26 protein-coding genes and 1 pseudogene are annotated in these 26,539 nt (G+C 69.7%); 17 read left to right on the top strand and 10 right to left on the bottom strand.

Translation table 11 applies throughout. From position 1 onward, the window contains the following. Nucleotides 1–225: 225 nt before the first annotated feature. Nucleotides 226–1,659 carry an FAD-binding oxidoreductase gene (locus tag IE172_RS25410; protein WP_229886369.1) on the top strand — a complete coding sequence of 478 codons (1,434 nt, stop codon included), beginning with the start codon at nt 226–228 and terminating at the stop codon, nt 1,657–1,659. Here the strand turns inward: IE172_RS25410 and IE172_RS25405 are convergent. Beyond that, nucleotides 1,647–2,960: a tetratricopeptide repeat protein gene (locus IE172_RS25405; RefSeq protein WP_190099618.1), complete on the bottom strand. Its 1,314-nt coding sequence runs from the start codon at nt 2,958–2,960 to the stop codon at nt 1,647–1,649. The two genes, IE172_RS25410 and IE172_RS25405, sit on opposite strands and share 13 nt — an antisense overlap. Nucleotides 2,961–3,305: 345 nt before the next feature. Between IE172_RS25405 and IE172_RS25400 the strand changes: the two genes are divergently transcribed. The 3 genes from IE172_RS25400 to IE172_RS25390 all read left to right on the top strand — a co-directional run bounded on the left by IE172_RS25400 (nt 3,306) and on the right by IE172_RS25390 (nt 5,789). Further along, nucleotides 3,306–4,073, top strand: a complete 768-nt coding sequence (locus IE172_RS25400; RefSeq protein ID WP_190099617.1) for a peptidoglycan recognition protein family protein — start codon at nt 3,306–3,308, stop codon at nt 4,071–4,073. 280 nt (nt 4,074–4,353) lie between these two features. Continuing rightward, nucleotides 4,354–5,211, top strand: coding sequence for a caspase family protein (locus tag IE172_RS25395; RefSeq protein ID WP_190099616.1), 858 nt, complete (start codon nt 4,354–4,356; stop codon nt 5,209–5,211). Between the two features lie 140 nt (nt 5,212–5,351). Beyond that, entirely contained in the window at nt 5,352–5,789 is a 438-nt protein-coding gene (locus IE172_RS25390) for a VOC family protein (RefSeq protein WP_190099615.1), read from the top strand. 12 nt (nt 5,790–5,801) lie between these two features. Here the strand turns inward: IE172_RS25390 and IE172_RS25385 are convergent, their stop codons facing one another. Genes IE172_RS25385 through IE172_RS25375 form a run of 3 tightly spaced genes read right to left on the bottom strand, consistent with a single transcriptional unit; the run spans nt 5,802 to nt 8,892 of the window. After that, on the bottom strand, nt 5,802–6,497 hold the full coding sequence (locus tag IE172_RS25385) for a response regulator (RefSeq protein WP_190099614.1): 696 nt from the start codon (nt 6,495–6,497) through the stop codon (nt 5,802–5,804). Further along, nucleotides 6,494–7,621, bottom strand: a complete 1,128-nt coding sequence (locus IE172_RS25380; protein WP_190099613.1) for a sensor histidine kinase — start codon at nt 7,619–7,621, stop codon at nt 6,494–6,496. The genes IE172_RS25385 and IE172_RS25380 overlap by 4 nt, the downstream gene beginning before the upstream one ends. Before the next feature lie 47 nt (nt 7,622–7,668). Then, nucleotides 7,669–8,892, bottom strand: coding sequence for an RNA-guided endonuclease InsQ/TnpB family protein (locus IE172_RS25375; RefSeq protein ID WP_190099612.1), 1,224 nt, complete (start codon nt 8,890–8,892; stop codon nt 7,669–7,671). A 27-nt stretch (nt 8,893–8,919) separates the two neighbouring features. Between IE172_RS25375 and tnpA the strand changes: the two are divergent. The 3 genes and pseudogenes from tnpA (at nt 8,920) to IE172_RS25360 (ending at nt 10,667) form a co-directional block, all read left to right on the top strand. After that, a pseudogene (gene tnpA / locus IE172_RS25370) lies at nt 8,920–9,251 on the top strand (IS200/IS605 family transposase). Between the two features lie 295 nt (nt 9,252–9,546). Continuing rightward, entirely contained in the window at nt 9,547–9,918 is a 372-nt protein-coding gene (locus IE172_RS25365) for a DUF6223 family protein (RefSeq protein WP_190099611.1), read from the top strand. Between the two features lie 464 nt (nt 9,919–10,382). Further along, entirely contained in the window at nt 10,383–10,667 is a 285-nt protein-coding gene (locus IE172_RS25360) for a hypothetical protein (RefSeq protein WP_190099610.1), read from the top strand. 38 nt (nt 10,668–10,705) lie between these two features. Here IE172_RS25360 and IE172_RS25355 read toward each other — a convergent pair whose 3' ends face one another. Next, complete coding sequence (locus IE172_RS25355; RefSeq protein ID WP_190099609.1) at nt 10,706–11,662, bottom strand: zinc-binding dehydrogenase; 957 nt, start codon at nt 11,660–11,662, stop codon at nt 10,706–10,708. A gap of 299 nt (nt 11,663–11,961) precedes the next feature. Here IE172_RS25355 and IE172_RS25350 point away from each other — a divergent pair, with 299 nt between their 5' ends. After that, nucleotides 11,962–12,495, top strand: coding sequence for a 2'-5' RNA ligase family protein (locus tag IE172_RS25350; RefSeq protein WP_190099608.1), 534 nt, complete (start codon nt 11,962–11,964; stop codon nt 12,493–12,495). Nucleotides 12,496–12,623: 128 nt separating this feature from the next. Continuing rightward, entirely contained in the window at nt 12,624–13,202 is a 579-nt protein-coding gene (locus IE172_RS25345) for a dihydrofolate reductase family protein (protein WP_190099607.1), read from the top strand. Here IE172_RS25345 and IE172_RS25340 read toward each other — a convergent pair. Both IE172_RS25340 and IE172_RS25335 read right to left on the bottom strand, forming a co-directional pair. Beyond that, entirely contained in the window at nt 13,184–13,894 is a 711-nt protein-coding gene (locus IE172_RS25340; protein ID WP_190099606.1) for a helix-turn-helix domain-containing protein, read from the bottom strand. The genes IE172_RS25345 and IE172_RS25340 overlap by 19 nt on opposite strands. Before the next feature lie 189 nt (nt 13,895–14,083). Beyond that, the gene (locus IE172_RS25335; RefSeq protein ID WP_190099605.1) at nt 14,084–14,869 is read right to left on the bottom strand and encodes an HAD family hydrolase; all 786 of its coding nucleotides are present in this window, start codon (nt 14,867–14,869) and stop codon (nt 14,084–14,086) included. Between the two features lie 535 nt (nt 14,870–15,404). Here IE172_RS25335 and IE172_RS25330 point away from each other — a divergent pair. The 7 genes from IE172_RS25330 to IE172_RS25300 all read left to right on the top strand — a co-directional run bounded on the left by IE172_RS25330 (nt 15,405) and on the right by IE172_RS25300 (nt 23,110). After that, entirely contained in the window at nt 15,405–16,118 is a 714-nt protein-coding gene (locus IE172_RS25330) for a ScbR family autoregulator-binding transcription factor (protein ID WP_190099604.1), read from the top strand. A 312-nt stretch (nt 16,119–16,430) separates the two neighbouring features. Further along, nucleotides 16,431–17,480, top strand: a complete 1,050-nt coding sequence (locus tag IE172_RS25325) for a zinc-binding dehydrogenase (RefSeq protein WP_190099603.1) — start codon at nt 16,431–16,433, stop codon at nt 17,478–17,480. 125 nt (nt 17,481–17,605) lie between these two features. Continuing rightward, entirely contained in the window at nt 17,606–18,592 is a 987-nt protein-coding gene (locus IE172_RS25320) for an alpha/beta fold hydrolase (RefSeq protein WP_190099602.1), read from the top strand. Between the two features lie 255 nt (nt 18,593–18,847). Next, nucleotides 18,848–20,302 (top strand): serine/threonine-protein kinase, encoded by a 1,455-nt coding sequence (locus IE172_RS25315; protein WP_229886367.1) that lies wholly within the window; start codon nt 18,848–18,850, stop codon nt 20,300–20,302. Nucleotides 20,303–20,554: 252 nt separating this feature from the next. Further along, a complete protein-coding gene (locus tag IE172_RS25310; protein WP_229886365.1) occupies nt 20,555–21,607 on the top strand; it encodes a PP2C family protein-serine/threonine phosphatase in 1,053 nt (350 codons plus the stop codon). 141 nt (nt 21,608–21,748) lie between these two features. Beyond that, complete coding sequence (locus IE172_RS25305) at nt 21,749–22,687, top strand: ion transporter (protein ID WP_190099600.1); 939 nt, start codon at nt 21,749–21,751, stop codon at nt 22,685–22,687. A gap of 75 nt (nt 22,688–22,762) precedes the next feature. Beyond that, complete coding sequence (locus IE172_RS25300; RefSeq protein WP_190099599.1) at nt 22,763–23,110, top strand: VOC family protein; 348 nt, start codon at nt 22,763–22,765, stop codon at nt 23,108–23,110. 68 nt (nt 23,111–23,178) lie between these two features. Here the strand turns inward: IE172_RS25300 and IE172_RS25295 are convergent, their stop codons facing one another. After that, nucleotides 23,179–23,580, bottom strand: coding sequence for an alpha-amylase inhibitor (locus IE172_RS25295; protein WP_190099598.1), 402 nt, complete (start codon nt 23,578–23,580; stop codon nt 23,179–23,181). 407 nt (nt 23,581–23,987) lie between these two features. Here IE172_RS25295 and IE172_RS25290 point away from each other — a divergent pair, with 407 nt between their 5' ends. Next, nucleotides 23,988–24,578: a VOC family protein gene (locus tag IE172_RS25290; RefSeq protein ID WP_190099597.1), complete on the top strand. Its 591-nt coding sequence runs from the start codon at nt 23,988–23,990 to the stop codon at nt 24,576–24,578. On the opposite strand, the gene IE172_RS25285 is transcribed toward IE172_RS25290, so the two are convergent. Both IE172_RS25285 and IE172_RS25280 read right to left on the bottom strand, forming a co-directional pair. After that, nucleotides 24,539–25,150, bottom strand: a complete 612-nt coding sequence (locus tag IE172_RS25285; RefSeq protein WP_190099596.1) for a hypothetical protein — start codon at nt 25,148–25,150, stop codon at nt 24,539–24,541. The genes IE172_RS25290 and IE172_RS25285 overlap by 40 nt on opposite strands. Before the next feature lie 245 nt (nt 25,151–25,395). Further along, the gene (locus IE172_RS25280) at nt 25,396–26,394 is read right to left on the bottom strand and encodes a helix-turn-helix transcriptional regulator (protein ID WP_190099595.1); all 999 of its coding nucleotides are present in this window, start codon (nt 26,392–26,394) and stop codon (nt 25,396–25,398) included. Between the last annotated feature and the right edge of the window lie 145 nt (nt 26,395–26,539).

Here is a 26,539-nt window from a genome sequence, read left to right as displayed (position 1 = left end):
TGTCGGGAGGGGACGAGCGCGTCGGTCAAGAGGCATCGGCAAGGGCCGGCTCCGTCGCGCCGCCCCGCCGCGGCGGCGGTATCTCCTCCAGTGGAGCGGCTGGTTGATCCGTACTAGCGTGAAAGAGGCCGCATCATTCCGGGTACCGCTTGCCGACGCTCCGGATATCGACGACATCCGCCGCGTCGCGGCGCTCCGGTTCCCTTCGCAGCGGAGATGGTGACCATGGCGCGGGGCCCCGTGTTCCACGCGCCGAGGGCCGGTTCCCCGGCCCCGGCACACGCAGCGACCTCCTCGGACGGCGCGCCTGCCGACCGGCGTCACGACCCGGCGGCGGTGGACTGGGAGGGCCTGCGCGGTCGGCTCGAAGGCACGTTGCTCCGGCCGGACGATGTGGGATTCGACGACGCCCGCAAAGGCTTCAACCCCTTGCACGACGACCGTGTCCCGGCCGCGGTGGCGCAGTGCGCGTCCGCGGCCGATGTGGCGGAGGCCGTGGTGGCCGCGGGCGGCCGGGTGCCACTGGCGGCGCGCAGCGGCGGCCACTCCTACGTCGGGTACTCGGCGCCACCCGACGGACTGGTCATCGACCTGCGCCGGATGTCCCACGTCGCCGCCGCCGAGGACGGCAGCGTGTCCGCCGGGGCCGGCGCGCCTCTGCGGACCGTCTACAGCGTCGTCGGGCAGGCCGACCGTTGCCTGCCCGCCGGATCATGTTCCACCGTCGGCATCGCCGGGGTCACCCTCGGTGGTGGCATCGGGGTCCTGCAACGCAAGTTCGGTCTGACCTGCGACCACCTGACCACCATGGAGGCCGTCACCGCCGACGGCCGTGTCCTGACGGTCACGGCGTCCGCCACCCCCGACCTGTTCTGGGCGCTGCGCGGTGGCGGAGGCGGCAACCTCGCCATCGTCACCCACTTCACCTTCGCCACCGATCCCGCACCCGCTCTGACGGTTTTCGTCCTCACCTTCCCCGCGGGCAGGGTGACCGAGATCCTCACCGCCTGGCAGTCCTGGATCGCCGCTGCTCCCAGGGACATGTGGGCCAACCTCAGGATCTCCGGCGGCAGCCCGCCCACCTGCCGGATCGCGGGCTGCTTCGTCGGCCCCAGCACCGCCTGCCACCCGCTGCTCGACGACCTGGTACTCCGCGCGGGCGTCGTGCCCACCGGCCGCACCGTCCAGGACCGTGACTACTTCAGCGGCATGCGCTTCTTCGCCGGCAAGCCCCTCCGTGAGTCGTTCGTGGCCTCCTCCCGGATCCTCACCACACCGACCTCCGACCCCCAGGCCGTGACGAACCTGTTCACCGGCAGGACCGGCATCACCCTCATCGTCGATCCGCTGGGCGGAGCGGTCGCGGACACCGTCACCGCCCAGACCGCCTTCCCGCACCGCGAAGCCTTCGCGACCGCCCAGATCTACGCCTCCGCCACCCCGGCCTCCGAAGCGGACGTCACCCACAAGGTCGCCGACGTCGTCGCTGGACTCGGCGCCCTGGGTATCGGTGGCGGATACGTCAACTACATCGACCCCGACCTTCCCGACTGGCCCGCCGCCTACTACGGCCCCAACCTGCGCCGCCTTCGCTCCATCGCCCAGGACTACGACCCCGACCGTGTCTTCGATTTCCCGCAGAGCCTTCACCACACCTGAACGGGCGTGTCCTTGTGGAGGAGGGCCACAGCCTCATCGATGCGGCCGAGGTCCATGAGGTACCCGGCCAGGTCGTGGCTGTTCGCGGGGGAGTGGGGGAACAGGACGGCGACGGCCTCTTCGGTGCGTCCGGCACCGGCGAGCAACTCGGCAAGGGGAAGTGCCGCGTACGAGCTGGTGCCCTCAGGGTGGCCGCGTGCTTGCGCCACTGCTTCGTCCACGCCGTCGCGAGCGCTGATCAGCGGCAGCCGAATCGAGTACAGATCCCAGTCCTCCTCGCCCCCGCAGGCGACGGCGAGAGCGTCGAGGTGTGCCAGACCGTCCCCGGGGCGGCCCTGGTCGAGGTACAGGAGGGACAGAGTACGGAGGATCCAGTCGTCCCCACCGCGGCTGCTGGCCTGGACACGCATGACGTCCAGCGCTTCGTCCCCCCGGCCGTGCCGCGCCAGGAGACGCGCGAGCTCGAAAGCCGCGTGAGGGTCGGGGGCCACCGCTCCACCGACCTGCCGGTACGCCGCGATCGCCCCTTCCACATCGCCGCGTTCCTCCAGCAGTCCCGCCAGCTGCTGGACGGCATACACCGAGTCATCGGTTGCCGCGGTTTCCCGAAGCTCCTCGAGCCGGCCGTGCCGCGCCAGCAACGCGGCCAGTCGCTCCGCGTCACTGGTCGACGTAGTGCTGCCTGCGCGCAGCAGGGCGATGGCCTCGTCGACGCGGCCCTGGCGCTCGCGAACCCTGGCGAGGAGCCCGAGCGCCGTCTCGCGATCGAAGCCTCGGCAGCACCACGGAAAGTCGGAACACCGGTGGCCGGTACGGGCGGAGACCAGCGCGGCGGCTTCCTCGTCACGGCCGGCGTCGGCCGCGACGTCCACCAGCGCCGCAGCGAGGGACAGCTCGCCGATGTGCGGGCGCAGCAGGGTGAACGCCTCCTCGGCGCGGCCGTTGCGGGCGAGCAGGCGCGCGTGGCACTCCAGCGCCAGCGGGTGTCCTGCCTCCATGCGGGCCCGGGTGATCGCGATCGCCTCGCCGGCGCGGCCCCAGGCCTCCAGCAGTTCGGCCGCGGCTTCGACGGCCGTCCACCAGCCCGTCGCCAGGTACGGGGCGAGCACCTCCGACGCGTCGGCCTGCCGGTCCCGCTCACCCAGCAACCCTGCCCACGCCAGCGCACAGAACCACTCCCCGCGTCCGGCGTGCAGCTCCACCACCTCGGTGTGACCCAGTTCGAGCAACCGCGAGACCAACTCCGGCGGGATGCAGCCGGACAGGGTCCGGGCCCGGTGGTCGAGATCATGAGCGTCCACGGCCACGCACCATAGCGTTCGCTCTCAACGGCCGTCTCCACGTGCTGATCACACGCCGCACCCAACGGCGAAGCCGCTCGATCATCGATCGATCGGAGAAGGTCAGGAACGGGTGCGTGCGCATGCTTCCTCAAGTAACACGAGGCATTCACCGGTACCGGAATCCGCGTAAAATGGAAGAAGAGTCCACCGCGATTCGGTGGCGCCCACGGTGGACCTTGCGTCCTGGCGCAGGAGAAGGCCACCGACCGGATCCAAGACGCGCTGTCATGCCGCGCGAATTCGTCGTCTGACGCAGGAACGTCACCGTGCCGGTGCGACTTCAGCAGACGGAAGGAGACGACGATGGCCAGGTACCGTGAAGCCACATGGCTCCCCATACCCGAGAACACCACCCAACCCCCTATCACTCCGACCCAGTTCATCCTGCACAGCGCTGCCGCACCGTGGTCGCCGAAACGCCTGCGGGATTTCTGGAACGAGCCGGGCGTCAACACCGAAAGTCACTTCGGCGTCGGGTACGACGGCGAAGTCGGACAGTTCGTGGACACCCATGTCCGTGCCGATGCCAATGCCTCCGCGAACAACCGCGCCATCTCGGTCGAGAGTGCCTCCGACACAGAGAACAGCGACCCCTGGACTCCCCGTCAGGTCGACACGCTGGTCGGGATCATGGTGTGGGCGCACCGGACGCACGGCATCCCGGCGCACGTCTGCCAGTCCGACACCGACCCCGGTTTCGGGATCCACCGCATGTTCAGGAAGTGGTCCCTCGACGGGACCGAATGCCCGGGAAACGCACGCGCCAGGCAATTCACGGGCACGGTGTTCCCCCAGTTCTTGGAGTCCTTGGAGGGCACCCCCGTGTCCGCCGTCCCCGCCGTGGAACTGGCGAACCTGAGCTACGGACAAACCAACGGAGACGTCGCCGATCTCCAACGGGCCCTCCTCGAAAAGGGGGAGAAAATACCCGCCGGAGTGACCGGGTACTACGGGGACCAGACCAGGGCGGCCGTCGCTTCGTTCCAGAGGAAGCAAGGCTGGACCGGTTCCGACGCGGACGGCATCCCGGGCGTCGAAACCTGCGTACGTCTTGGTCTCAGGGTGGTGTAGTCAGGGCAGGCAGCTGAGTGGGTACCGAGGGCAGCATGACGCCGTTGGAAATCGGCTACCGATAGGTGTTGAACGTTTCAGTGGCGACTTTTCCCATCACGGATCTCCTTGCCTTGCATCCGGTGAGATCACCCCTCTCACCAGACTCGGCCGAGCGGAGTGCCGGCGCGCGTCAACAGCGCGGGAGGGACGCCAATCGGGGAGAAAATGGTTAGAATTGGAGCGAATGGATTGTCAGTTCAGGCTCGGGGATCCGCTCCGCCAGGAAGGGGACCATCCCATGGCCCACGGCATGTCACTCCACATCGGACTCAACCGTGTCGACCCCGCCAAGTACGGAGGGTGGGACGGAAAACTCAACGCCTGCGAAAACGATGCTCGCGACATGGAGGAAATCGCCAGGACCACCGGCTTCGACGACCGCACGATCCTGCTCACGGCAGAGGCGACAGTCGACAGCGTGACCGCGAAACTGCGTGAGGCGGCCAGGACCCTGACCGCCGACGACATCCTGCTCCTCACCTACTCGGGCCACGGCGGACAGGTGCCCGACAGGAACGGACCCGAGGACGAGCCCGACCGCCTCGACGAGACCCTGGTCCTCTACGACCGCGAGTTCATCGACGACGAGCTGTACAAGGAACTCGAAGGGTTCGCCGAAGGGGTCCGCATCTCCGTCTACTTCGACTGCTGCCACAGCGAAACGGCTGTCCGAGCGGTACGGAACCTCCTCACCTCGGACGCGATGGAAGATCAGTACCAGACACGCGACCCGGACCGGATCGAAGTCACCTCCCGAGTCATGCCGCCGGACACGCAGCATGAGACATACGAGAGGGACCAGACCCTCTACGACACGATCCAGCGCGACCTGCGGCCGAAGGACAGCCTCGACCTGTCGGCCGGCGTCCTGCTCATCTCCGCCTGCGCGGACAACCAACTGGCCGCGGACGGCTGGGAGAACGGGCTCTTCACCGGCACGCTCCGCGAGGTGTGGAACGAGGGCAAGTTCACCGGCGGACACAAGTCGTTCCACCGCGAGATCCTCCGCAGGATGCCGCCCAACCAGAGCCCCGGCCTGTTCGTGACCGGCAGGGCCAACAGCGTCTTCCTGCGGCAACGCCCCTTCACCGTCTGAGGTGGCCCCGCTCGGCCGTACGCGTGGCGCGCGCCGGCGAGGAGCATGCCGGGCCGCACCGGCCGGGGGCGGGGGCCGACCGGCTGGGCGACAAGCCCGAAAACGCCGATAGGCAACGGGCAAGCTCTAGCATGCGACGCATGGCCATCAAACTCGAGAACGTCGGCATCGCCGTTCGCGACCTGGAAGCAGCGATCTCCTTCTTCACCGATCTCGGCCTTACGGTCGTCGGCCGGGACACGGTCAGGGGTGAGTGGACCGACACCGCCGTCGGGCTGGACGGCAACCATGCGAACATCGCGATGCTCCAGACGCCGGACGGCCAGGGGCGCCTCGAGCTCTTCGAGTACATCCACCCCGAAGCGATCGAGTCGGAGCCCACCCGTCCCAACGACATCGGCATGCACCGCGTCGCCTTCTCGGTCGACGACATCGACGAAGCCCTGAAGACCGCCGCACGACACGGATGCCGTCCGCTGCGCGGTGTGGCGACCTATGAGGACGTCTACAAGCTCACCTACCTCCGCGGCCCCAGCGGCATCCTCGTGATGCTCGCCGAGGAGCTGAAAAAAAGCTGATGGGCTGATCGGTCAACCGGTCTCACGCTCGCCCGAAGCGTCCGCAAAGGTGGGGCGCGGGACTGCCAGGCCGGTTTCGTAGGCACGCACCACGAGTTGCGCCCGGTCGCGGGTGTGCAGCTTGGCCATGGCCCGGTTGATGTGCGTCTTGGCTGTCGCCGGGCTGATGACCATGCGGTCGGCGATCTCGTCGTTGGACAGGCCCTGGGCGGCGAGGGCGACCGCCTCACGCTCGCGGCTGGTCAGTTCCTCGAGCGCGCCACCGGTGCGGGTGAAGGGCGGCTGGGTGACATACCGGTCGATGAGCTTGCGGGTGATCGCGGGGGCGAGCAGGGCGTCGCCACGGGCGGCGACGCGTACGGCGTGCAGGAAGTCCTCCGGCAGGATGTCCTTGACGAGGAACCCGGCGGCACCGGCACGCAGCGCGTCGAAAACGTACTCGTCCATGCCGTAGTTGGTCAGCATGACGACGTGCACGCCGGCCGACGCCGGGTCCGCGGCGATGCGCCGGGTCGCTTCGATGCCGTCCATGACGGGCATCTGGATGTCGATGAGCGCGACATCGGGCAGATGCTGTGCGACGAGGGCCAGACACTCCTGGCCGTCGGCGGCCTCGGCCACCACCTCGATGTCGTCCTCGAGGTCGAGCAGCGCGCGGAAACCGCTGCGGATGAGCGGCTGGTCGTCGACCAGCAGGACCCGGATCACGTAGCTCCGTTCGTGGGAAGTTCGGCCTGGACGGTGAAGCCACCGGTGCCGCGCGGTTCGGTTCGCAGACGCCCGCCCAGGGCGGTGACGCGTTCACGCATGCCGAGCAGTCCCAGACCGGGCGTCGGCGGGGGGAGCGGGGGCGCCATTCCGTCGTCGTCGACGCGGATGGCGAGGGTGTCCGGCCGGTAGTCGATCAGCACCGTGGCGGAGGTGGCGGCGGCGTGCCGGGCGACGTTGGTGAGTGACTCCTGAACGATGCGGTAAGCGGTCCGGCCCACCGCGGCCGGCACGGCGTGCCGCTGACCCTCGACCGTCAGCGTCGTCTCCAGACCGGTTGTCCTGAACCGCTGCACCAACTGCGGGATGTGGTCGAGGCCGTGCGGTGGGGCGGTGTCGTCGTCGCGCAGGGCCTGAAGGGTCACACGCAGCTCGCGGCTCGCTTCCCGGCCGGCTTCCTGAATCGCCAGCAGCGCCTGCGGCACCGGCTCGCCTCGCCGCCGCGCCACGTGGACGGCCACCTCCGCCTGCACTTTGATGACGGAGATCTGGTGGGTGAGCGAGTCGTGCAACTCCCGCGCGATACGCAGCCGCTCCTCGTCCGCCCGGCGACGCGCGGTCTCCTCGCGGGTGCGCTCGGCTTCCGCCGCCCGCTGCTCGGCCTGCCGCACCGCCTCCCCGGCGGCGAACGCGGCGATCAGCCAGGCGATCTCGAGCGTGCTCCGGGCCTGGGCCAAAACCTCACGCGCGGGCCCGCCCCCCGTCAGCAACGCGGTGAGGGGGAGCGAGGCCAACAGGCCCACGGACGCGGCCACTACGGTCCTGCGGTGCCCGGAGCGCACCGCGCCGTAGACCGCCACCAGATAGGAGACGGCGAGGACGTCGAACCCGGCCGCCTGGTGGCCCACCGCGGCCAGCCCGGTGACGACCAGGACCACGAGTGGAGCCCGTCGGCGAGCGGCCAGTGCCAGCCCGCCGGCCGCCAGAAACGCGGCGCCGACCACCTCGCGACCCCCGGCGGGGTGCGGCCCGGACAGCCCGGTGCCCAGCAGCAAGGCCGCCACACCCGCGGCGACCGCCCAGTCGGTGACCCCCGCCGGGACAGGGAACCGCCGTTTGTCCATACGGGCACCTTGACGTGCTCCCCGGTCTCAAGTCCAGGGTTTCCGGCCTAGGTCGTGTGACCTTTCCGGGGGCTTCCTGCTTCACCGCGCTGTGCGGGCACATGTGCCCGTCTTACCGGCGCTCCACAGGCGTTTATCGTCTCCGCCCGTCCGGCGGCGACGATTCGGCGTCCCTCGAACAGGACGTTGCGGGCTGCGTTGTGGTCGCGGTCGTGCATGATGCCACATTCGCCGCACGTCCACTCCCGGACGTGCAAGGGCTTGGGGCCGTCCGGGAATCCGCAGGCCGAGCAGACCTGGGACGACGGGAAGGCCCGGTCGACCCTGGCGAAGGTACGGCCGTGCAGAGCCGCCTTGTACTCCAGCATCCGTACGAACGCGGACCATCCCGCGTCGTGCACGGACTTGGCGAGCCGGGTACGGCCGAGGCCGGACACCGCGAGGTCCTCCACATACACCGCTTGGTTGTCGCGAATGATCTGCGTGGAAGCCTTGTGGTGCCAGTCCCGGCGCCGGTCGGCCACCTTGGCGTGCTGGCGTGCGACCTTGATGCGGGCCTTGGCCCGGTTCTTCGACCCTTTCTGCTTGCGGGACAGCTCCCGCTGACGGCGCTTGAGCTTCTTCTCCGCCCGACGCAGGAAACGCGGGCTGTCGATCTTCCTGCCGTCGGACAGGACCGCGAAGGCGGTCAGTCCGAGATCGATACCGGCGTCGGTCTCCACCCCGGGGAGGGTGTCCGGTTCGGTGTCCACGACGAAGCTGACGAAGTACCGGCCGGAGCTGTCCTTGGTGACGGTCAGGGACGTGGGTGCGGCCGGCAGCGGGCGGGACCACTTGACCTTGAGGTTGCCGACCTTGGCCACGTACACCGTGCCGTTCGCCGTCAGGGTGAAGGCGTTGGTGTTGAGCCGGATCGACTGCCGGGTGTCCTTCTTCGACTTGTAGCGGGGAGGACCGACTTTGCGGCCCTGCCGTTTGCCCTTGACCGAGTCGAAGAAATTTTTGAAAGCGGTGTCGAGGTCCCGGAGCGACTGCTGGAGGACGACCGCCGATACGTCGGCGAGCCAGGCGCGTTCGGCGGTGCGCTTGGCCTGGGTGATGCGAAGCCGGGACAGCTCCGCCGACGTCACATACGGCAGCCCCGCCGCGTGTGCTTGTTTCCGGTCGCGCAGGCAGTCGTTCCACACCACGCGGGCGCACCCGAATGCACTGGCCAGCGCACCGCGCTGGGACGCGTCCGGGTAGGCCCGATAGTTGTAGCGGAGCTGCACATCCGAAATCCTACTCGGATTAGTCTCATGGAGGGACCGAACGATTACAGGCGTGGAAGACACATAGTTTCGGCGGTACATGTGCACTTGATCTGTGTGCGGGGCTGAAGGAATTCAACGGCGAACGCGATCACGTCCACCTGTTGGTGCACCAACTGCCCAAGTTCGCCGTCTCCGAGCTGGTCAACAGCCTCAAGGGCGTCTCCGAGCGCCGGATACGGCAAGAGTTCACCGGCCGGATCAACCGCGCCATCCTGCCTGGGCACCTGTGGTCGCCCTCATACTTCTCGGCATCGTGCGGCGGAGCACCGTCGGTGATCGTCCGCCAGTACATCGAGCAGCCAAAGCGTGCCCTCTGACGTGCACGTCAGTGCAGTCTTGAGATGCATTCATCCCCGACGTGAACGCCGGAGCTTTCTGCAAGAGCACGGTAACCGGGCGCAGCCGCGGGCGAGTCCGGCTCGTGGACGAGTTGCCGGCTACTGCGAGTGCGGTACTCCCGGGCAGCCTGCGGCGTCCGCGGTATCCGGATCCCGCGGCGGCGGCAGCGGGAAGTGCCCGCGCCTGCTGGACGACCGCCAGGGGCACCGGCGCGCATGCTCGACGGCACATCGAACCTCACCCGGATCAGTGACGGAAATGGACAGGAGCAGCATGAGCGCAACTACAGTGCTGATGGCGGCCGCCGAGGGCGGGATCATTGGCGACGGGCGGACCGGGGCCAACCTCGCCCTGGGCGTGGGGCTGGCCGGCCTGGCCCTTGGTTGGTTGGCCCGGGCCCGTGCGGGCGGCCGCATCACGGGCAACGCGCGTGTCGGCGGGTGGTCGGCCATCGCGGTGGGGCTTGCCGGCACGGTCCTCGCCGCGCTGCACCTGGCCACCGCCGACGGAGGGCCGGGCACCGGCAACGGACTCGTCGGCGCCATCGTGGCCCTTCCCCTCGGACTGGGCGCCGTGCTGCTCGGCCGCCGGGCGCTGACCCGTGACCACAGCGCCGACCGGACGACCGATCAGACCACCGCCTGACCGACGTGTTCACCACATCCGCCTACGCCCGCCGGATCGTCGTCCTCGTGACGCGCGACCAGGACCCTTGCTCCACGGCCACGCACTGCACCGCACCGAGCACGCCGAGAACGACTACCCCCGCCTGCCGGTCCGCACCGGAGAGGACGTCCGGGTCCGGTTCGGCCCGTCAGAACCACCGCCCTGGCCGAACCGACGACTACGGCTGGAACCGGTCACGGCCCGGTAGTTCCCAGCACCTCGTCCGAGCGTGGGGGGCGGCAGCCGCCACCTGGAGAACGGCGTCCTGGCATCCCGGAGGCTCCTGGCCGAGGACGGGCCGGCCAGGAGGGCCGGAGACCGCCGTTCGGATCACCCGAGGTGGCCCTTCAGGTGATTGCCGGACGCCTCCTGAGCCGAACAGCCTTCGCACGGGTACGACGTCTCGGCGAGAACGAACCCGGAGCGCCGTGAGGAGCATGAGGATGTACGCAGCAGTCCGCCGGTACGAAGGGGTGACCGACACCGCCGAGGCGGCACGGCTGGTGAACGAGGGGTTCGTGCCGCTCATGCGCCAAGTCGCCGGCTTCGTGGCCTACTACTGGATCGATGCCGGCGACGGCGTGATGGTCTCGACCAGCGTGTTCCAGGACCGGGCCGGGGCCGAAGAATCGATCTTGAGAGCCGCGGGCTTCGTGCGGGACAACCTCGCGTCACTGCTTCCCAACCCTCCCGAGATCGCGGCCGGGGAGGTGGTGGCGACCGCGTGACGGCGTGGGGACCAGCCGCGTGAGGAGGCCGGTCGCCGTCACTGCTCGTACAGGGCGATGATGCGGCCGACGACCCCGCCCTTGCGAAGCCTCTCCAGTCCCTTGGGGATCCGGTCCGGTGTGATGCTGTTCAGCGGCGGGTTGAGGTCGCCCGAGCGCATGAGGTCGTAGAGCTCCTCGAGATCCTGCTTCGTGCCCGACTTGGAGCCGAGGACCCGAAGCTGTTTCAGGATGATCGCCCCGGTGCTGATCGTGGCCTCGAGGCGGCCCATGCCGACCTGCACCAGGGTGCCGAACTCACCGAGAGTCTCGAGCGCCTCGGCGGTGGTGGTGCCGAAGCCCGCGTAGTCCACGATCAGTTCGAGGTTCCCGTCCGCGAACTCGGTGATCGACTCGGCGACACCCGTCAGGCCGATCTCGGCGGCGAGCTCCCGAGTGGCCGGGTTCACCTCGGCCGCGTACACTTCGGCGCCCTTGAGGATGGCGGTGCGGGCGCCGATGTAGCCGAGGCCACCGAGGCCGATCACACCCACCCGCATACCTTGCTTCGCCCCGCCGAGCGTGACCATCGCGTGGTACGAGGTGAGGCCCGCGTCGGTCGCCATCGCGCCCAGCTCGAAGGACACCTCGTCCGGCAGTCGCACCAGATTCGCATCGGTCGCGCGCACCTTGGGTCCGTAGCCGCCGTCCCAGGCGCCGTAGCCGATGGCGTCGCCGTCCGGCATCATCGGAGAGAGGCCGACGCGGTCGCCGATGTTCCAGTGGCCCATTCCCTCGCCGACCTCGCTGATCACGCCGGCGTTCTCGTGCCCGAGCGTCATCGGGATGCGCGGGAACATCGACATCCAGCCGGCGTCGTCCAGCGCGCTGACGTCGGAGTGGCACAGCCCGGCGGCCTTGACGTCGACGACGACCTCACCCGGTCCGGCGTGCGGCGCTGCCACCTCCTCCAAGGTGAGCGGTTGGTTGGTTCCGTGGAAGCGCCAAGATTTCATGGTGTCGCTGTCCTTGCCTACGTGCGCCGGGGGCGATGCAGGGTGACGCCGTCCGCCCGGGCGGAAGGGGCTTTCTCCGACCCGGCACCGCACCGTGGCGACCTATTCCCGGAAAGCCCGACTCAGGTCGTTTCCTCCTCATATGCTATGTCGGCGTTTCGTCCCGCGGGAACTCGGACCGAGGGGATCGCGCATGGCCGGACGTCGTCGGCCTTGCCACTGTCTCCCCGCCACGCTCCTGGAGCCGTGCTGCCTGTCGGACGACGTGCTCCCTCACAGAGGGCCGGTAGGCTGCGGCGGTGCGCACGGTCGAGCTTCTGTTGGACGAGGCGGCGGATCTGGTGGTTCGGGAGGCCTGGCGGCGCCTTGCGGACGCCGGGCTGCCCAGTCAGGCACGTCACCCCTCACCGACCAACAGCCCGCACTTGACCCTCGCCGCCTGCCCGGAGCTGACCGCCCCGATCCGCTGGGAACTCGCCGAGGTGGCGGCCAGTCTGCCGCTACCGGCGCGCATCACCGGCTTGGTTCGCTTCGAGCGGCCCACGACGGTGCTGGCCTGGTCGCTGGAGCTCGACTCCGTGCTGGCCGGCCTGCACCGCCGGGTATGGGAGGCGGTGGCCTCGGACAGCCCGCCCGGCAGCCTCAGCCCTTTCCACGAGCCCGGGCGCTGGAGCCCTCACATCACCCTCGGTCGTACGCGGCGGGCGGGCGCGTTCGCCGGCCGGCGCGTCCCCGAACTGCTGCCGACGCCGCCGTTGTCGGTCCGGCTCGCCACGCTGCGCAGCTTCGACACGGAGACAGGCGCCCTGGAGGTATGGGAAAACCCCTCTTGAGAGGTGCACGTCCGTCGTCCGGCGGTCACCGGTCGTTCGCACCGGCTGTCGTTTTCGTCCAAGACGGCCGTCGTGGCCGCGGCTTACGGTTCGATTGGCAGCTTGCGAAGGCACGAGGAGACAGCACCATGCGTGACTTGGTCTACACCGGTTTCATGTCGCTCGACGGCGTCGTGGACTCGCCCGGCGGCGGGCCGGGGGAGGAGCACCGCGGCGGTGGCTGGGTGTTCAAGGACCTCGAGTTCGTCCCGGAGGCATGGTCGCTCAAGGGCGAGGAGCTCACCGACACGACGGCGCTGATGTTCGGCCGCCGCAGCTACGAGGCGTTCGCTCCCGTCTGGCCCGGCTCGGAGGATCACGCCGGCTACAAGGAACTGCCCAAGTACGTCGTGTCGACCACGCTGACCGACGACGCCCTCGTCGACGGGTGGGGGGCCACGACGATCCTGCGCTCGACCGAGGACGTCGCCGCGCTCAAGGACGGCGAGGGCGGCGCGATCTTCATCCACGGAAGCGCGGAACTGGCCCGGCGGCTGTCGGACGCGGGCCTGATCGACCAGTACAACCTGCTCGTCTTCCCCGTACTGCTCGGCGCGGGAAAGAGCCTGTTCGGGCGGGCCGACCGGGACAAGCAGATGCTCACCCTGCGAGAGTCGGAGAGGTACTCGAACGGCATCATGAAACTGATCTACGACGTCGAGCGCTGAAGCACGTCGAGGGAGAGCGCGCCGCCGGTGCCGTCACGCAGCTGCCCGGCGGTCCGTCCGACGTAGCGGCGCAATGCCCGCGCCAGGTGTGGCTCGTCGAAGTAGCCCAGGCCGGCGGCGACATCCGTGGCCGGAGCGCCGGCGGCCAACAGTTCCGCCGCCGTTCGAGCCCGCTCGATCTGCCTGATGCCGCCCCGCGTCAGTCCCGTCGCGGCCCGGAACCTGCGCTCGACCGTGCGCCCCGACACCGCCGGGCGATGACCGCGCAGGACCTCGGCGACGAGCGGGTCACGAACCACGACCCCGGCCTGGACGAGCCGCTCGACCAGGCTTTCGGCGTCGTCGGGGCCGGGCGTGGGCCAGCGCGCGCCGTCCAGCCGGAAGGTTCGCCGTGAGGTGTCGGGGAGCACGATGCCGCCGTCGGTCAATGCCGGCGCGGGGACGGTCCGCAGGTGCGTTCCCACGGCGAAATCGATGCCCGTGAAGATCGCGCCCTCCGGCACCGGGGCCGTCCCGGCCCGGGTCTCGGGACCGGTGACAGCCGCGTGAGCCCTGCCGTCCCGCTCCCAGAACACCAGGCCCCAGCGCACCCCCGCGACGGAGGTCATCGCCGTGACCTGCTCGCTCGTGCACGTCCACACGGTGTCGACCCATGGTGAGTCGGAGAGGCGCGTCTCGAACTGCAGTCCCACGGGACGCAGGATAGCGACTGATCCAGAACGCTGCCCGCCTGAGCGTCGGCAACGTGGAAGGTATCCCGCTCGACGAGTACGTGCTCCCTTCCCGTCGCCGGTGTGCAGTGCTGACGCCACCGATGGGCAGTGCCCACGCCACCTCCCCACCGGCCGCGACATGGCCCGGACGAAGCGCGAGGCGAACTCTCACAAGGGATCGTGGCGTTCGCGATCCCGTCCGGCGCCCGGTGACGAGGCGCTCAGCCAGCCCTGCACCCACCCCAGCACCTCCTGGCGGTCCAGAGCCATGACCCAGGCATCCGCATGCCCGGTGTTGTCACCGTCCGGCAGCGGACCTACGCCGAGCACCCGTAGGCCGGCCCGCCACGCCGACTCGATCCCGGTGAGGGAGTCCTCGACGGCCAGGGCGGCTTCCGGGCGGACTCCGCACAGACGCGCCGCCGTGGCGTACACGTCGGGCCACGGCTTGGGCCGTACCACCTCCGACCGCTCGCCGTCCTCCACCCGTTGCGGGGCGTCCGGCTTCTCCGGCGGCTCCGTGGGTACGACGATGTGGCTGAAGTGCCGGCGCAGTCCGGCGCGGCGGAGGCTTTCCTCCACCACCTCCAGCGGGCAGTTGCTGGCGACGGCCAGCGGCAGCCGCCCGGAGAGGAGACGTACGAACTCGGGGGCGCCCGGCATCGTCAGCGGGGCCTCCGCCACCAGGGAGAGGAAATGTCCGAGCAGCGCCGCGGTCAGATCCGCGGCCAGTTCGGGCTTGTGCGTCTCCTCGGCCATCAGGCGGCCGCAGTCGACGTAATGCACGCCTTTGGCGCGCTCGGCGAATCCCGGCGGAGGCATCAGCCCGAACTGACGGAAGGCGCGGTTACGTGCATCCTGCCAATGGCGTTCCGTGTCCATCAGCGTGCCGTCGCAGTCGAAGACGACGGCTTCGGGCAACCAGTTCGACAGGGCTTCGGGCGTAGGCGTCATGGAGGCCTCCTGGGGGGAGAGAAGTGCGGTCACGCGCGTCGTGGGAGCGCGGGGGCGGGCTGAATGTGGGTGCGGCCCCGATGACGGGCCGCAGGGGAAGTCGGCGTTCCTCCGCCGGTTCCACCGACAGGGCGGCTCGCATTTCAGGGCATCAGCCGCAAAGAGAAAACATTGCGACGGCTACGATATTTAGGCCCGGAAAAGCGGCGCAATCACTACTTCGAGTACTCGACCATCAGGTGATCAAGGTGTAAGCGGCCGCCTCGGCAGACCGCCACCGTTCGCTGACACGCCACCACTACTGCCTGCACAGAGCCGCATTTCGGCATATCCGCCCGGCAAGAAAGTCGAGCATCGGCACAGGGTGACGACTTCGGCAGGCGAACCAGGAACGCCACTCAGGAAGCCAATTTCCACTCGTGGGTGTTCAGATTCGAAAGAAATGTGCAATCACCGCGCGAGGCCGACGATTCATTGCTCCAGGCGTACGCGGGCGCACTACATTTTGGGTCGTTCACTACGGAGCCGAACTGAGGTGCACGAGATCTTGCAGGAACGGGCCAGAGCAACCCGCAGATCACTCCTGGAGGCAGCCGCCTGCCTCTTCGCCCAGCAGGGTTACGCGGGCACGAGCGTCAACGACATAAGCGCCCGGTCCGGAAGAACCAGCGGGTCCGTCTACTTCCACTACGCCAGTAAGGAAGGCATCGCCCTGGCGGTCGTCCGCGACGGCTTCGCCACCTGGCCGGCCCTCGTCACGCGGTACGGCGACCGGAGTGTGCCGCCACTGGAACGTCTGGTCGCGCTGAGCCACGACATCGCCCGCGCTCTCGCCGAAGACTCCCTGACGCGTGCGGGTGCCCGCCTGTGGGCGGAGCGCCACACCATCAACGTGGATCTTCCCGACCCCTTCGTCCTCTGGACGACCGCGGCCACACGTCTGCTCGCCCAGGCCCAAGCCGGGGGCCACCTGGCCGCCGAGGTCCGCCCGGCCCCCACCGCCCGCACCCTGGTCCGGGCCTTCTACGGCTTCTGCACGCTCACGGAGGCGCTGGAGGGCCCCGCCGCTCTCCCCGGCCGCCTCTCCGACTGGTGGCGGCTGGTTCTGCCCTCCCTCCAACGCGACCCGCGCTCCCGTCACATCCCGGAGCAGCCGACACCCGTCACTCGTCCTGCGGAAGACGGAACCAACCGCACGGTGGCCGACCGGGCCGGTGCGGCCGGTGACCGGGGCCGGACGAAGTGCTAGGCCACCTCGTTGGCGGCCCGCCGGGACGGGGCCGGAGCGCTTGAGGACATACCGGCTGTCCGGCCCGGCCCGCCCGACGTGAGACCCGTCGACGGCGTCGACCGGATGCCGGCCCGGGGAGGGCGAGGATAGCCTCCTGCCAGGGTGCGCTGCGGGATCACACCGATGGATGCGGTTCGCAACGATCGGACGGACGCCGTCCAGCGCACGGACACGTCAAGCACCCGGCATGTGTCGGGTAGGTGGCAGCAGGCCGCCGAGCGCACGCAGACCGACGGGCGACGGCACCCCGCCCGTGCGGAGGCACGAGTGGTGGCAGTACCCGACTCCATGCGCGCGATGCGCATCACGGCGCACGGCGGGCCGGAAGTCCTCGAACCGGCCGAAGTGGCCGTGCCCGTCCCACAGGCGGGCGAGGTGTTGGTCAAAGTCAGTGCCGCGGCGTTGAACAACACCGACCTATGGACCCGGGAGGGGGCGTACGGCCGTCCGGGAGAGCCGGGGGCGCTGTCGGGCTGGCGAGGCCCGATCGACTTTCCGCGCATCCAGGGCGCCGACGTGGCCGGCGGCATCGTGGCGCTCGGTGCCGGCGTGGACCCGCGGCTTGCCGGGCGCCGCGTCGTCATCGATCCAGCGATCTACGACGCCGAAGGGCCCCATGCCAACCCGGTGGGCCTGATGGGGAGCGAACGCGACGGAGGATATGCCGAGTACGTGACCGCGCCGGTGGAACGCGTGCACGACATGACGCAATCCCCCCTCACCGATGATCAGTTGGCCGCGTTGCCGACGGCGTACGGTACAGCGCTGGGCATGATCGAGCGGGGTCGGCTGCGCAAGGGGGAGACGGCCCTCGTCTCGGGGGCGTCCGGCGGTGTCGGCCTCGCGCTGGTGCAGATCGCCGTTGCGCGCGGAGCGCGGGTGCTCGCCATCAGCAGCGGGCCCAAGACCGCTGCCGTGCGCGCAGCGGGCGCACACGAAGTCCTGGACCGGGCGCGGGACTTGACCGGCCAACTGCGCGCCGCCGCCCCGAGCGGCATCGATGTCGCACTCGATGTCGTTGCCGGGGACACCCTCACCGAGGGTTTGCCGTTGCTGCGCGAAGGTGGCCGGTGGGTCGTCGCCGGGGCCCTCGGCGGCTATGACGTGGCCTTCGACGTGCGCCGCCTCTACCTGCACAACATGCAGGTGATCGGCTCCTCGATGCACACTCCCACGCACTTCGCCCTGCTCATGGACATGGCCCGCCGGGCGGAGGTCCGGCCCGTCGTCGCCGCGACCTTCCCACTGGACCAGGCCGCCCGGGCGCAGGAGGAACTCGCCGCCAGGAGACACGTGGGCAAGATCGTCCTGTGCCCCTGAAGGCCTTGCCCCGTGCGGCGGCTGATGCGGCGTTTGCCGTAACGGCAACACCGATCGCGTGGGGCGGGTGTCGGGCCGCATGATCGATGGGCACCTCCGCATCCGCCGCGACCGAGGAGAAGTCTGTGCAGCCCGAGTCGACCGCCGAGCTCCGCCACCGCACCGTCGAGGCCCCGGCCGGGCGCCTGCACCTGGTCGAGCAGGGCACCGGACCGCTGGTTCTGCTGGTCCACGGCTTTCCCGAGTCCTGGTACTCCTGGCGTCGCCAGCTCCCGGCCCTCGCCGCGGCCGGCTACCGGGCGGTGGCGATCGACGTGCGCGGCTACGGACGCTCCTCCAAGCCCGCGGCGATCGAGGCCTACCGGATGTTCGACCTGGTGGCGGACAACGTCGCCGTGGTCCACGCCCTCACCGAGGAACGCGCGGTGGTCATCGGCCATGACTGGGGTTCCAGCATCGCCGCCGCCTCCGCCCTGCTCCACCCGGAGATCTTCCGCGCCGTCGGCCTGCTGAGCGTCCCCTACGCACCGCCCGGCGGCCCCCGCCCCACCGACGTCTTCGGCCGGATCGGCGGCCCGGAGCAGGAGTTCTACGTCTCCTACTTCCAGGAGCCCGGCCGTGCCGAGGCAGAGATCGAGCCCGACGTCCGCGGCTGGCTGGCCGGCTTCTACGCGGCGCTGTCCGCCGACACCATGCCCGCCCACGGCGAGCCCGACCCGCACTTCGTGGCCCGCGGCGGCCGGCTGCGCGACCGCTTCCCCGCGGCGACTCTCCCGGCCTGGCTGACTGAGGACGACCTCGACGTCTACGCCGGAGAGTTCGAGCGCACCGGGATCACCGGCGCACTCAACCGCTATCGCAACATGGACCGCGACTGGGAAGACCTCGCCCCGCACCGCGGAGCCCCGATCGAGCAGCCGTCCCTGTTCATCGGCGGTGCCCTGGACGCCTCCACCACATGGATGTCCGACGCCATCGACGCCTACCCCGTCACCCTCCCCGGCCTGTCGGCCTCCCACCTCCTCGAGGGCTGCGGCCACTGGGTCCAGCAGGAGCACCCCGACAAGGTCAACCGCCTGCTGACCGAGTGGCTCATGACCCTCCGGGGCTGAACCACGCGAACCACCTGGGCCGGCGGCCCTGCCCTGCGAACGCCGGCTCGCCCAGCGCCTCACTGCGCTTCCAGGTTCCCGCACGAGTGCGGCCCACGTGCCCTGGCCGCTTCGTTTTCCCCGGTGCAGGCAGGAGTGGTTCCGTCCGGTCCGGCGAACCCAAGCGTTGTCCGGCTTCAGAGGGGTACGTGTGTCCGGCACCCCGTGGGCGACGAGCGCCCGTACGGACACCTCTTCGAAGCAGTGGGAGATGACGTGAGGCTCCGCGAGTCGGCTGTGGCACTGGCCTCCCGGTATTCCGCCGACGTACTGGCCGGGCGGTACCGCCTGGACGCGTTCATCGGCTCGGGCGGTGCCGCCGATGTCCACCGGGGTTTCGACCTGCGTCTACGACGACCGGTGGCCGTCAAGGTCTTCCGGCCGGGCGCCGACGGCGACATGGAGGCACGCTTCCACAGCGAGGCGGTCATCCTGGCCAGGCTGCAGCATCCGGGGCTCGTCACGGTCTACGACGCCGGACGGCACAACAACCGTGCCTACCTGGTCATGCAGCTGATCGAAGGCCCCACGCTGAAAGGCCGCATCGCCGAAGGTCCGTTGTCCTCCGAGGAGACGGCCGCGCTCGGCGCCGGCCTTTCCAAGGCTCTCGCCCACGCGCACGAAGCGGACATCGTCCACCGTGACGTGAAGCCGTCCAACATCATCCTGGACCCGTCCGGGCGTCCTCACCTGACCGACTTCGGCATATCCCGGCTGATCGATGCCACCACGCACACCGCCACGGGCACACTCATCGGCACGGCCGCCTATCTGTCCCCCGAGCAAGTACTCGGCCAGCCCGTCAGTCAGGCAGTCGACATCTACGCTCTCGGTCTCGTTCTCCTCGAATGCCTCACGGGCAGGCTCGAGTACGGCGGCGGCCCACTGGAGGCCGCGATCGCGCGCCTTCACCGTCAACCCGAACTGCCCGTCTCCCTGCCCGGGGACTTCGCGGACCTGCTGCGGGACATGACCGCCCTGGACGACTCGAACCGCCCGTCGGCATACGAGTGCGCTCGGGCTCTGACCGCTCTCACCGGTCAGAGCGGTCGGACCGGTTCGGCGAAGCCCGTATCCATCCCTTCTGCCGCCCGGATGCCGGGCGCCGCACCGAATCCGCAGCCGGCGCGGGACGCCGAGGCCACGCACCTGAACCCGTTGCCCGCGGTCGGCACGACCGGGCCGAAAATCGCGGCCTCACGACGCCACGCGGTGATGGCCGGCGGAGCTGCCGCACTCGCGGCCGTCCTGACCACCGCCCTTGCCGTCTCCGACAGCTCTTCACACCAAGGAGACGTCGACAAGGCGACACACTCCGTCAACCGCCCCTCCGCGGCGGCCGACCCACCGCACACCGCCGCCGAACGGAAGGAGGCGACACCGGCGGCCCCCTCCTCGTCCCTTCCCGACGCCCCGGCCGAGGCTCCCCGCGTCGCACCTCCGGAACGGGACACCCGTTCCGTCGAGGTGGACCCGAACCGGAAGCCGGCCACCGACGCAACCCCACGAGGCACCGCTGCCTCCACGCCACGCCCCGATCCGCGTGGCACTCAGAAGGACCTGGCCAGGGGCTTCTCCGATCCGAGGAACAAGACGGGACCGAAGGGCCCGCGCAGCGAACGCGGCAAGCCCGAGGCGCCCGGGGAGAACGGGAACAAGGGGAGGCGCTGACTTTCCGCCGCTGCAGGGGCCCGCGGGAGCTCGCTCAACTGCCCTGTCAGGTCCGGCAGCGCCGTCAGGGAGCCACTCCACCCGCCCTGCTGTTCCGCCGCGCCGGAGGTCTGTGCGACCGGATGATCGCCGGACAGGACCACCTGCGCTGTCGCGAGTCCACGTCCGTATCCTCCCTATAAGCTCCTGTATGTGATTCGGTCAGGAAGGCTCCGGCGTCGCCATCGTCCCCGCGGCGGCCAGCGCGAGGCCGTGCTGCTGTCACCCGTGCTCATCACGATCCTCATCACCGGCCTGGCGGCCTCCACGCCGAGGGAGATCGCTTTCAGCCGCCTGCTGCCCGCCGCCCCCGCCCTCGCCGCCGCACTGTGGCCAGTGCTTCCGACGGTCCTGCTGGGGACGTTCTGCCTGCTGGTCATGGTCGGTCTCAGCTTCATCTACTCCGACCTGGGGACGCCGTACACGGCCGCCGCGATCGGCGCCGTCACCTTGGCGGCCGCGTACGCGAGCCACCTGCGACTCCAGCGTGAAGAGACCCTTTTCCAGGTCCGGCTCGTAGCCGACGCGGCGCAGAAGGTCCTGCTGCGGCCGTTGCCGCACCGAATCCGCAGCATCGAGATCGAGTCGCTGTATCTGGCGGCCCAGGAGCAGGCGCGGATCGGAGGCGACTTCTACGAGGCCGCAGACACGCCGTACGGCGTCCGGCTGCTCATCGGCGACGTGCGAGGAAAGGGCCTGTCAGCGGTGGGGGCAGCCTCCGCGGTGATCAACTGCTTCCGGGAGAACGCGTACGACCAGCCCGACCTCGGAGCCGTCGTCCGACGGATCCAGATCACCGTGTCCCGCTACAGCGCCAGTGTCCCCGCCGACGACCAGTCGGAGCACTTCGCCACCGCCCTGATCGCCGAGATCCCGCCCGGCGGCACACACATCAGCATCCTCAACTGTGGGCATCCGCCCCCGGTGTTCCTGCGCGGCGGGGAGGTCCAGGTTCTCGAGCCGACCCTCACCTCGACCCCCCTCAATCTCTCGTCCCTCCTGGGAGACCACTACCACGTGGACACCGTCGCGTTCGCGCCGGGCGACCAGGTGCTGCTCTACACCGATGGGGTGACGGAGACGCGCGACCGGGCAGGCGAGTTCTTTCCGCTGGCGGACTGGGCGCGACGCCACAACCAGGCGCCGCCTCGGGAACTGCTGGACCGGCTCCACGCGGACCTGTTCCACTACGCCCGCGGAACGCTCGACGACGACATCGCGGCCCTCGCCGTGCGCTGTCGGGACGCCGACGTTCTGGGGCGGTAGCCCCGATTCACCGGGGTGCTCGCCCACGGGTAACTACAGTGTTGTAGAAGTCTCATCTGGAGCATGATCGTTCAGCGGTCCCGTCCCGGCCGACCCGGCCGGGACGGGCCGCCGCAGGCACGGAAGAGACATGGCAGCAGCATGCAAGACGACATAGCCGAATCCACCGCCCCGTCCGGGCGCCGACGACTCGCACGCCGCTGCCGTGACATCACGGAGGCCCGCTGGTTCGCCCTCACCGTCTTCACGTTGATCCTCACCAACGCCGCCCTCCTGGGCCTGGAGACGTACTCCGGTGTCCTCGAGCAATGGCACCGCTGGTTACGGCTGGCCGAGCACACCTGCCTGGCCGCGTTCACCGTCGAGATCCTGCTGCGCATGGCCGCGCACGCCGATCGCCCACGGGACTTCGCCAAGGATCCGTGGAACCTCTTCGACCTGGCCGTGGTCCTGTGCGCCTTCCTGCCCGTCGTCCGTGAGAACACCACGGTGCTGCGACTGCTCAGGCTGGCCAGGGTTCTGCGCACAGCCCGCTTCCTGCCCCAACTGCGCGTCGTGCTCGTCGCGGTCGCCCGCAGCCTGCCCGGCACCCTGAGCTTCCTGCTCGTCGGCGCACTGCTGCTGTACGTGTACGCCATGGTCGGCTGGGTCTTCTTCGGCCACCACGATCCCGAGCACTACGGCTCCATCGGCCGCGCCGTCCTCACCCTCTTCCTCCTGATGATGCTCGACGGAATCGGCGACGCGATCCACGCCGGCCTGGAAATATCGCGCTGGAGCCTCCTCTACTACGCCTCCTACGTCCTGCTCGCCTCCTTCGTCCTGGTCAACGTCCTCATCGGCGTCGTCCTCACCTCCCTCGAAGAGGCCAGGGACCTGGGCGAGGAGGCAGAGGAGACGCCGACGGCACGCCACCCGGCCGTGCACCGGCCGGACCAGCAGGATCTGCGCCGACGCATCGATGCGGCCCGCAGGGCCCTGGACGACCTGGAGCGCGACCTTGCCGCCCGGGCAGGGCTGCCCGGGCGCGACGAGACAGAACGGGGCCGCGCGGCGCAGAACACGGAGCCTCACAACTGAGTCCTCGGGCGCATCACAGCGCCTTCCGGGAGAATCAGGGACACGTCCGCCGTCGTCTGTCAGCAGGAGGAGCCCGTGTCCGTCCGCCGGGTCGTGCCCGACATCCGATCAGAGGCCATGGAGGAGAGCCGGGACTTCTACGGCCTCCTGGGTTTCGAGGAAGTCATGAACCATGGTTGGGTCGTGACGCTCGCCTCCGCTTCCCGCCCCACCGCGCAAGTCACCTTCATGAGCCACGACAAGACCGCGCCGGTCGTACCCGACTTGAGCATCGAGGTGGACGATGTGGACGCGGCCTATGCGGTGATGCGCGAGAACGGCGCGGAGATCGTGCACCCCTTGCAGGACGAGGAGTGGGGGGTGCGCCGCTTCTTCGTCCGTGATCCCAATGGCCGGGTGGTCAACGTGCTGGGCCACCGATGAGCCCACGTGCGTTCAAGCAGGTCCGGGACCGGGTTTCCTGCTCGCGGGCGCTGCCGGGCCGACAGGGCTCACATGGCATCGGACGGCAGGACAGCCTCATCCGCTCGGCGTAGTTCCCCGGCTGCCGCGACGGCGACACCGTCAGCCGAGGTGGGCGAGGCGCAGACGGCGACGTGACGCAGGTGCCCGTGCCGGCCGAGGTATCCCTCGCCGATGGTGGTGACGTCGCCGGGCCGCACGGTGTGGCACGGCCCCTCGGCACCGTCCTGGTGGACGACCTTCACGGTCACCGTCCCCGCACAGGTGTTCTCGGCCTGCGTGTACCGCCAGCTCTCGTACACGACGACGCAGGAGGGGGCGGGCTCCGTGGCCGGCACCGCGGCGGAAGCCGGGTCGGTAGCCACGAGCGCCAGGAGGAGCGCCCCTCCCGCGCCTGCGACGGCCCTTCGAGGAAGGTCTTGCTCACGCATGACTGATTGTTTCCTTCTCCGATGAAGTGTCACTTCCTGTACGCACTCGCGCATGTGGAGTGCGCTGTGCGTTCAACAGTCGAAAGTTCTCAGGATGAGGGGAAGGACGCAACCAGCTGCCCCTGCTTCCAGTCAGGTGCGGGATGACAATCCCGCACCCAACTGACCGGCATGAACGCGGCGCGGACAGGGGACCGGTCAAGGTGACCGTTCAACCATTTCGTGTACACAAGAAAGACATGCGTGACAACCCGCAGGTCGCGACGTCGTATGCGGGCAAGGAGCCGTCAGGTTCTGCAAGAAATCGGGTGATGCATCAGTCCGGTTCTCTCTGTGCGTCCGCCCGGGCAAGCCGGCTTCCCCCGCGTGTTCCGTTCGGGCTGGGCCCGGCCGGGCACCTGACGTCCATGACCGACGACGCAAGCCGCATCCGCATGGTGCAGACCGTGCTCCACAGCACCGACGCCCGCCGACTCGCGGAGTTCTACCGGTCCCTGCTGGGGTTCACCTACGCCGAGGGCGATGAGCCGCCCCCGGCCGGTCAGCCGGACGAGCACGGCAGGGACTGGCTCGTCCTGCGCGATCCCCGTGGGGAAGCACAGCTCGCCTTCCAGCAGGTGGAGCGACTGCGTGCACCTGACTGGCCCGACGGCCCGGTGCCCCAGCAGATGCACCTCGACCTGAGCGTCGACTCGCTGGAGGAACTGCGCAACCAGCACGAGCGCGTGCTTGCCCTCGGCGGCCGCCTGCTCGACGACCGGGACCGGCCGGATCCCGACGACGACGAGCGCTTCCGCGTCTACCGGGATCCCGAAGGGCACCCGTTCTGCGTCTTCGTCGCGGAACGGGACCATGGACACCCTCGCCGCCCTGAAGGACGGCTGTTCCCACCTACCCGTGGTGTCGGTGGGTTCCTGCTTCGCCGCCCGGTGCCGGGTGAGGTCTCCCGGGCGACGAGCTACAGCCGACGGCCGCATCCACCCCAGTGCGCGGGGTGATGTGATGACATCAGGTGAGTGGCGGAGCGCGCCCGCTGCCACATGCCGTGCATCTGCTCGATCGGGCGCTGCTGTTCGCCGTGCAGGGCGTTGAGGACCACCAGGCATCCGGTCAGGGCCGGTACCGCCCACTGCGCGTACGCCAGTTGCTGGCGAGTCTTGTCGAGGTCGATCGGGTGCTTGTCCGCCTTCTCGGCGTCGGCGGGGTCGGAGGACGAGGCCAGCTCGACCTTCTTGCCGAGAACGCGGGCGTAGGCGGTGGCGGCCAGGGCGGCGGCCGTGACGAGGGTCTTGGCCGTGGTGGATGCGGCCACGCCCTGCTGTGTGGCGACACGCTTGGCGTTCACGGCGAGCAACCCGCCGCCGCCAAACAGATGCGCGCCGATGGCGGCTGCGTTCACCGGCGTCCACTTGCTCCAGCCCGCCGAAGAGATCCGGTCTCGGGTCGTCTCCGTACCGCCTTCGGCCCGGGCCGCCCCGTTGAGGCCGATCGCTCCCATCAGCGAGCCTCCGAACCAGGCGGCCAGGCCGAGATCGTGCAGGCTGCGGATGGCGGTGTTGCGTTCAGACATGGTGAACCCCTTCGCGGGAGGTTGGTTGACCTGGACGGGGCAGACGCCGATCCCGCCCTCCACCCTCACCGGACTTCCCGCGCCTCGCCATCACGGCAGGCCCAGACGGGTGCATGTCGTGAGGCGTCCTTCAGGCGGTCGGGCTCCAGGGGGCGGGATGACCAACCGGCCGGCGAACGGGTGGGACGGGCATGCGGGTCAGCGCTCTCTCAGGACCGCACCGGGCGGGGCCGGCCGCCAGGGAGCTACCAGCGATCACCCAGCCGCACGCATGAGGACTCCGCGGCGCGGGCGTAGCGGGCCGCGAGGTCCGCGCATGCGGTGACGAGCTGGGGCGGGCCGATGACGTCGATGTCGGTGTCGAAGCGGCCGAGGGAGGCGGCGAGTGCGGTCCACGACCAGGAGCCGAGGGTGAGGCGACAGTGGTGGGGGCCCAGTTCTTCGACGATTGCTTCTTCGGCGTGGGGGGCGACGTCCGCGGCGGGGAGGGGGAGGATGACCTCGCCTTGGCAGGGCCAGTCGGTGGAGGTGCCGTCGTTGCCGCGGAACCGGCCGGTGACGAACTTGGAGACGTCGCCGCCGGGCAGCCGGCGTGGGGTGAAGCGGGGGCCGGTGGGTGTGCGGGGGCGGATCCGGTCGACGCGGAAGGTGCGCCAGTCCTCGCGGTCGAGGTCATAGGCCACCAGGTACCAGCGGTGGCGCCAGGTGACCAGGTGGTGAGGTTGCACGCGGCGGGGGGCATCGGACGAGGCGCTGGGGCCCGAGGTGTGGTCGAGGCGTAGTTCATGGCGGGCGTGGATGACGCGGCTGAGCTCCATCAGGACCTCGGGGTCCACCTCGGAGGTGTCGCCGGCCGCGGGTGGTCGGACGGCGGTGACACGCAGGAGGTCGATGCGGTGACGCAGGTGGGCGGGCATGACCTGGCTCAGGGTGGCCAGTGCGCGGGCGGCGTCCTCGGCGACGGCGGTGCCCGTGGCGGCGGTCCGCAGCGCGACGGCCAGGGCGACGGCTTGACCGTCGTCGAACAGCAGGGGCGGCATGCGCGTGCCGGCTTCCAGCCGGTAACCACCGGCCGGCCCCTTGACGGTGGTGATCGGGTAACCGAGGTCGCGCAACCGGTCGATGTCGCGGCGCACGGTGCGCGAGGCGACGCCCAGACGCCGGGCCAGATCCCTACCGGACCAGTCACGGGGGGTCTGGAGCAGCGAGAGCAGCGTGAGCAGCCGGGAGGACGTTTTCTGCATGCGACCCATGGTCCCCGAAGTACAGGACGCATCCTGTCCGGTACTCCTGACACTGTGGCGAGCGAGCCGGTCAGGAGGCATCACTCCTGGTCACGGCAGCCGCCACCCGGATCGGCCGGGTCGGCGGCGCATCCATCGGGCTGAG

The sequence above is a fragment of the Streptomyces griseoflavus genome (assembly GCF_014649995.1).
Taxonomy (GTDB): domain Bacteria; phylum Actinomycetota; class Actinomycetes; order Streptomycetales; family Streptomycetaceae; genus Streptomyces; species Streptomyces griseoflavus.
Note: the sequence above shows the minus strand (reverse complement) of the source record. Positions and strands in the feature narration are given on the sequence as shown.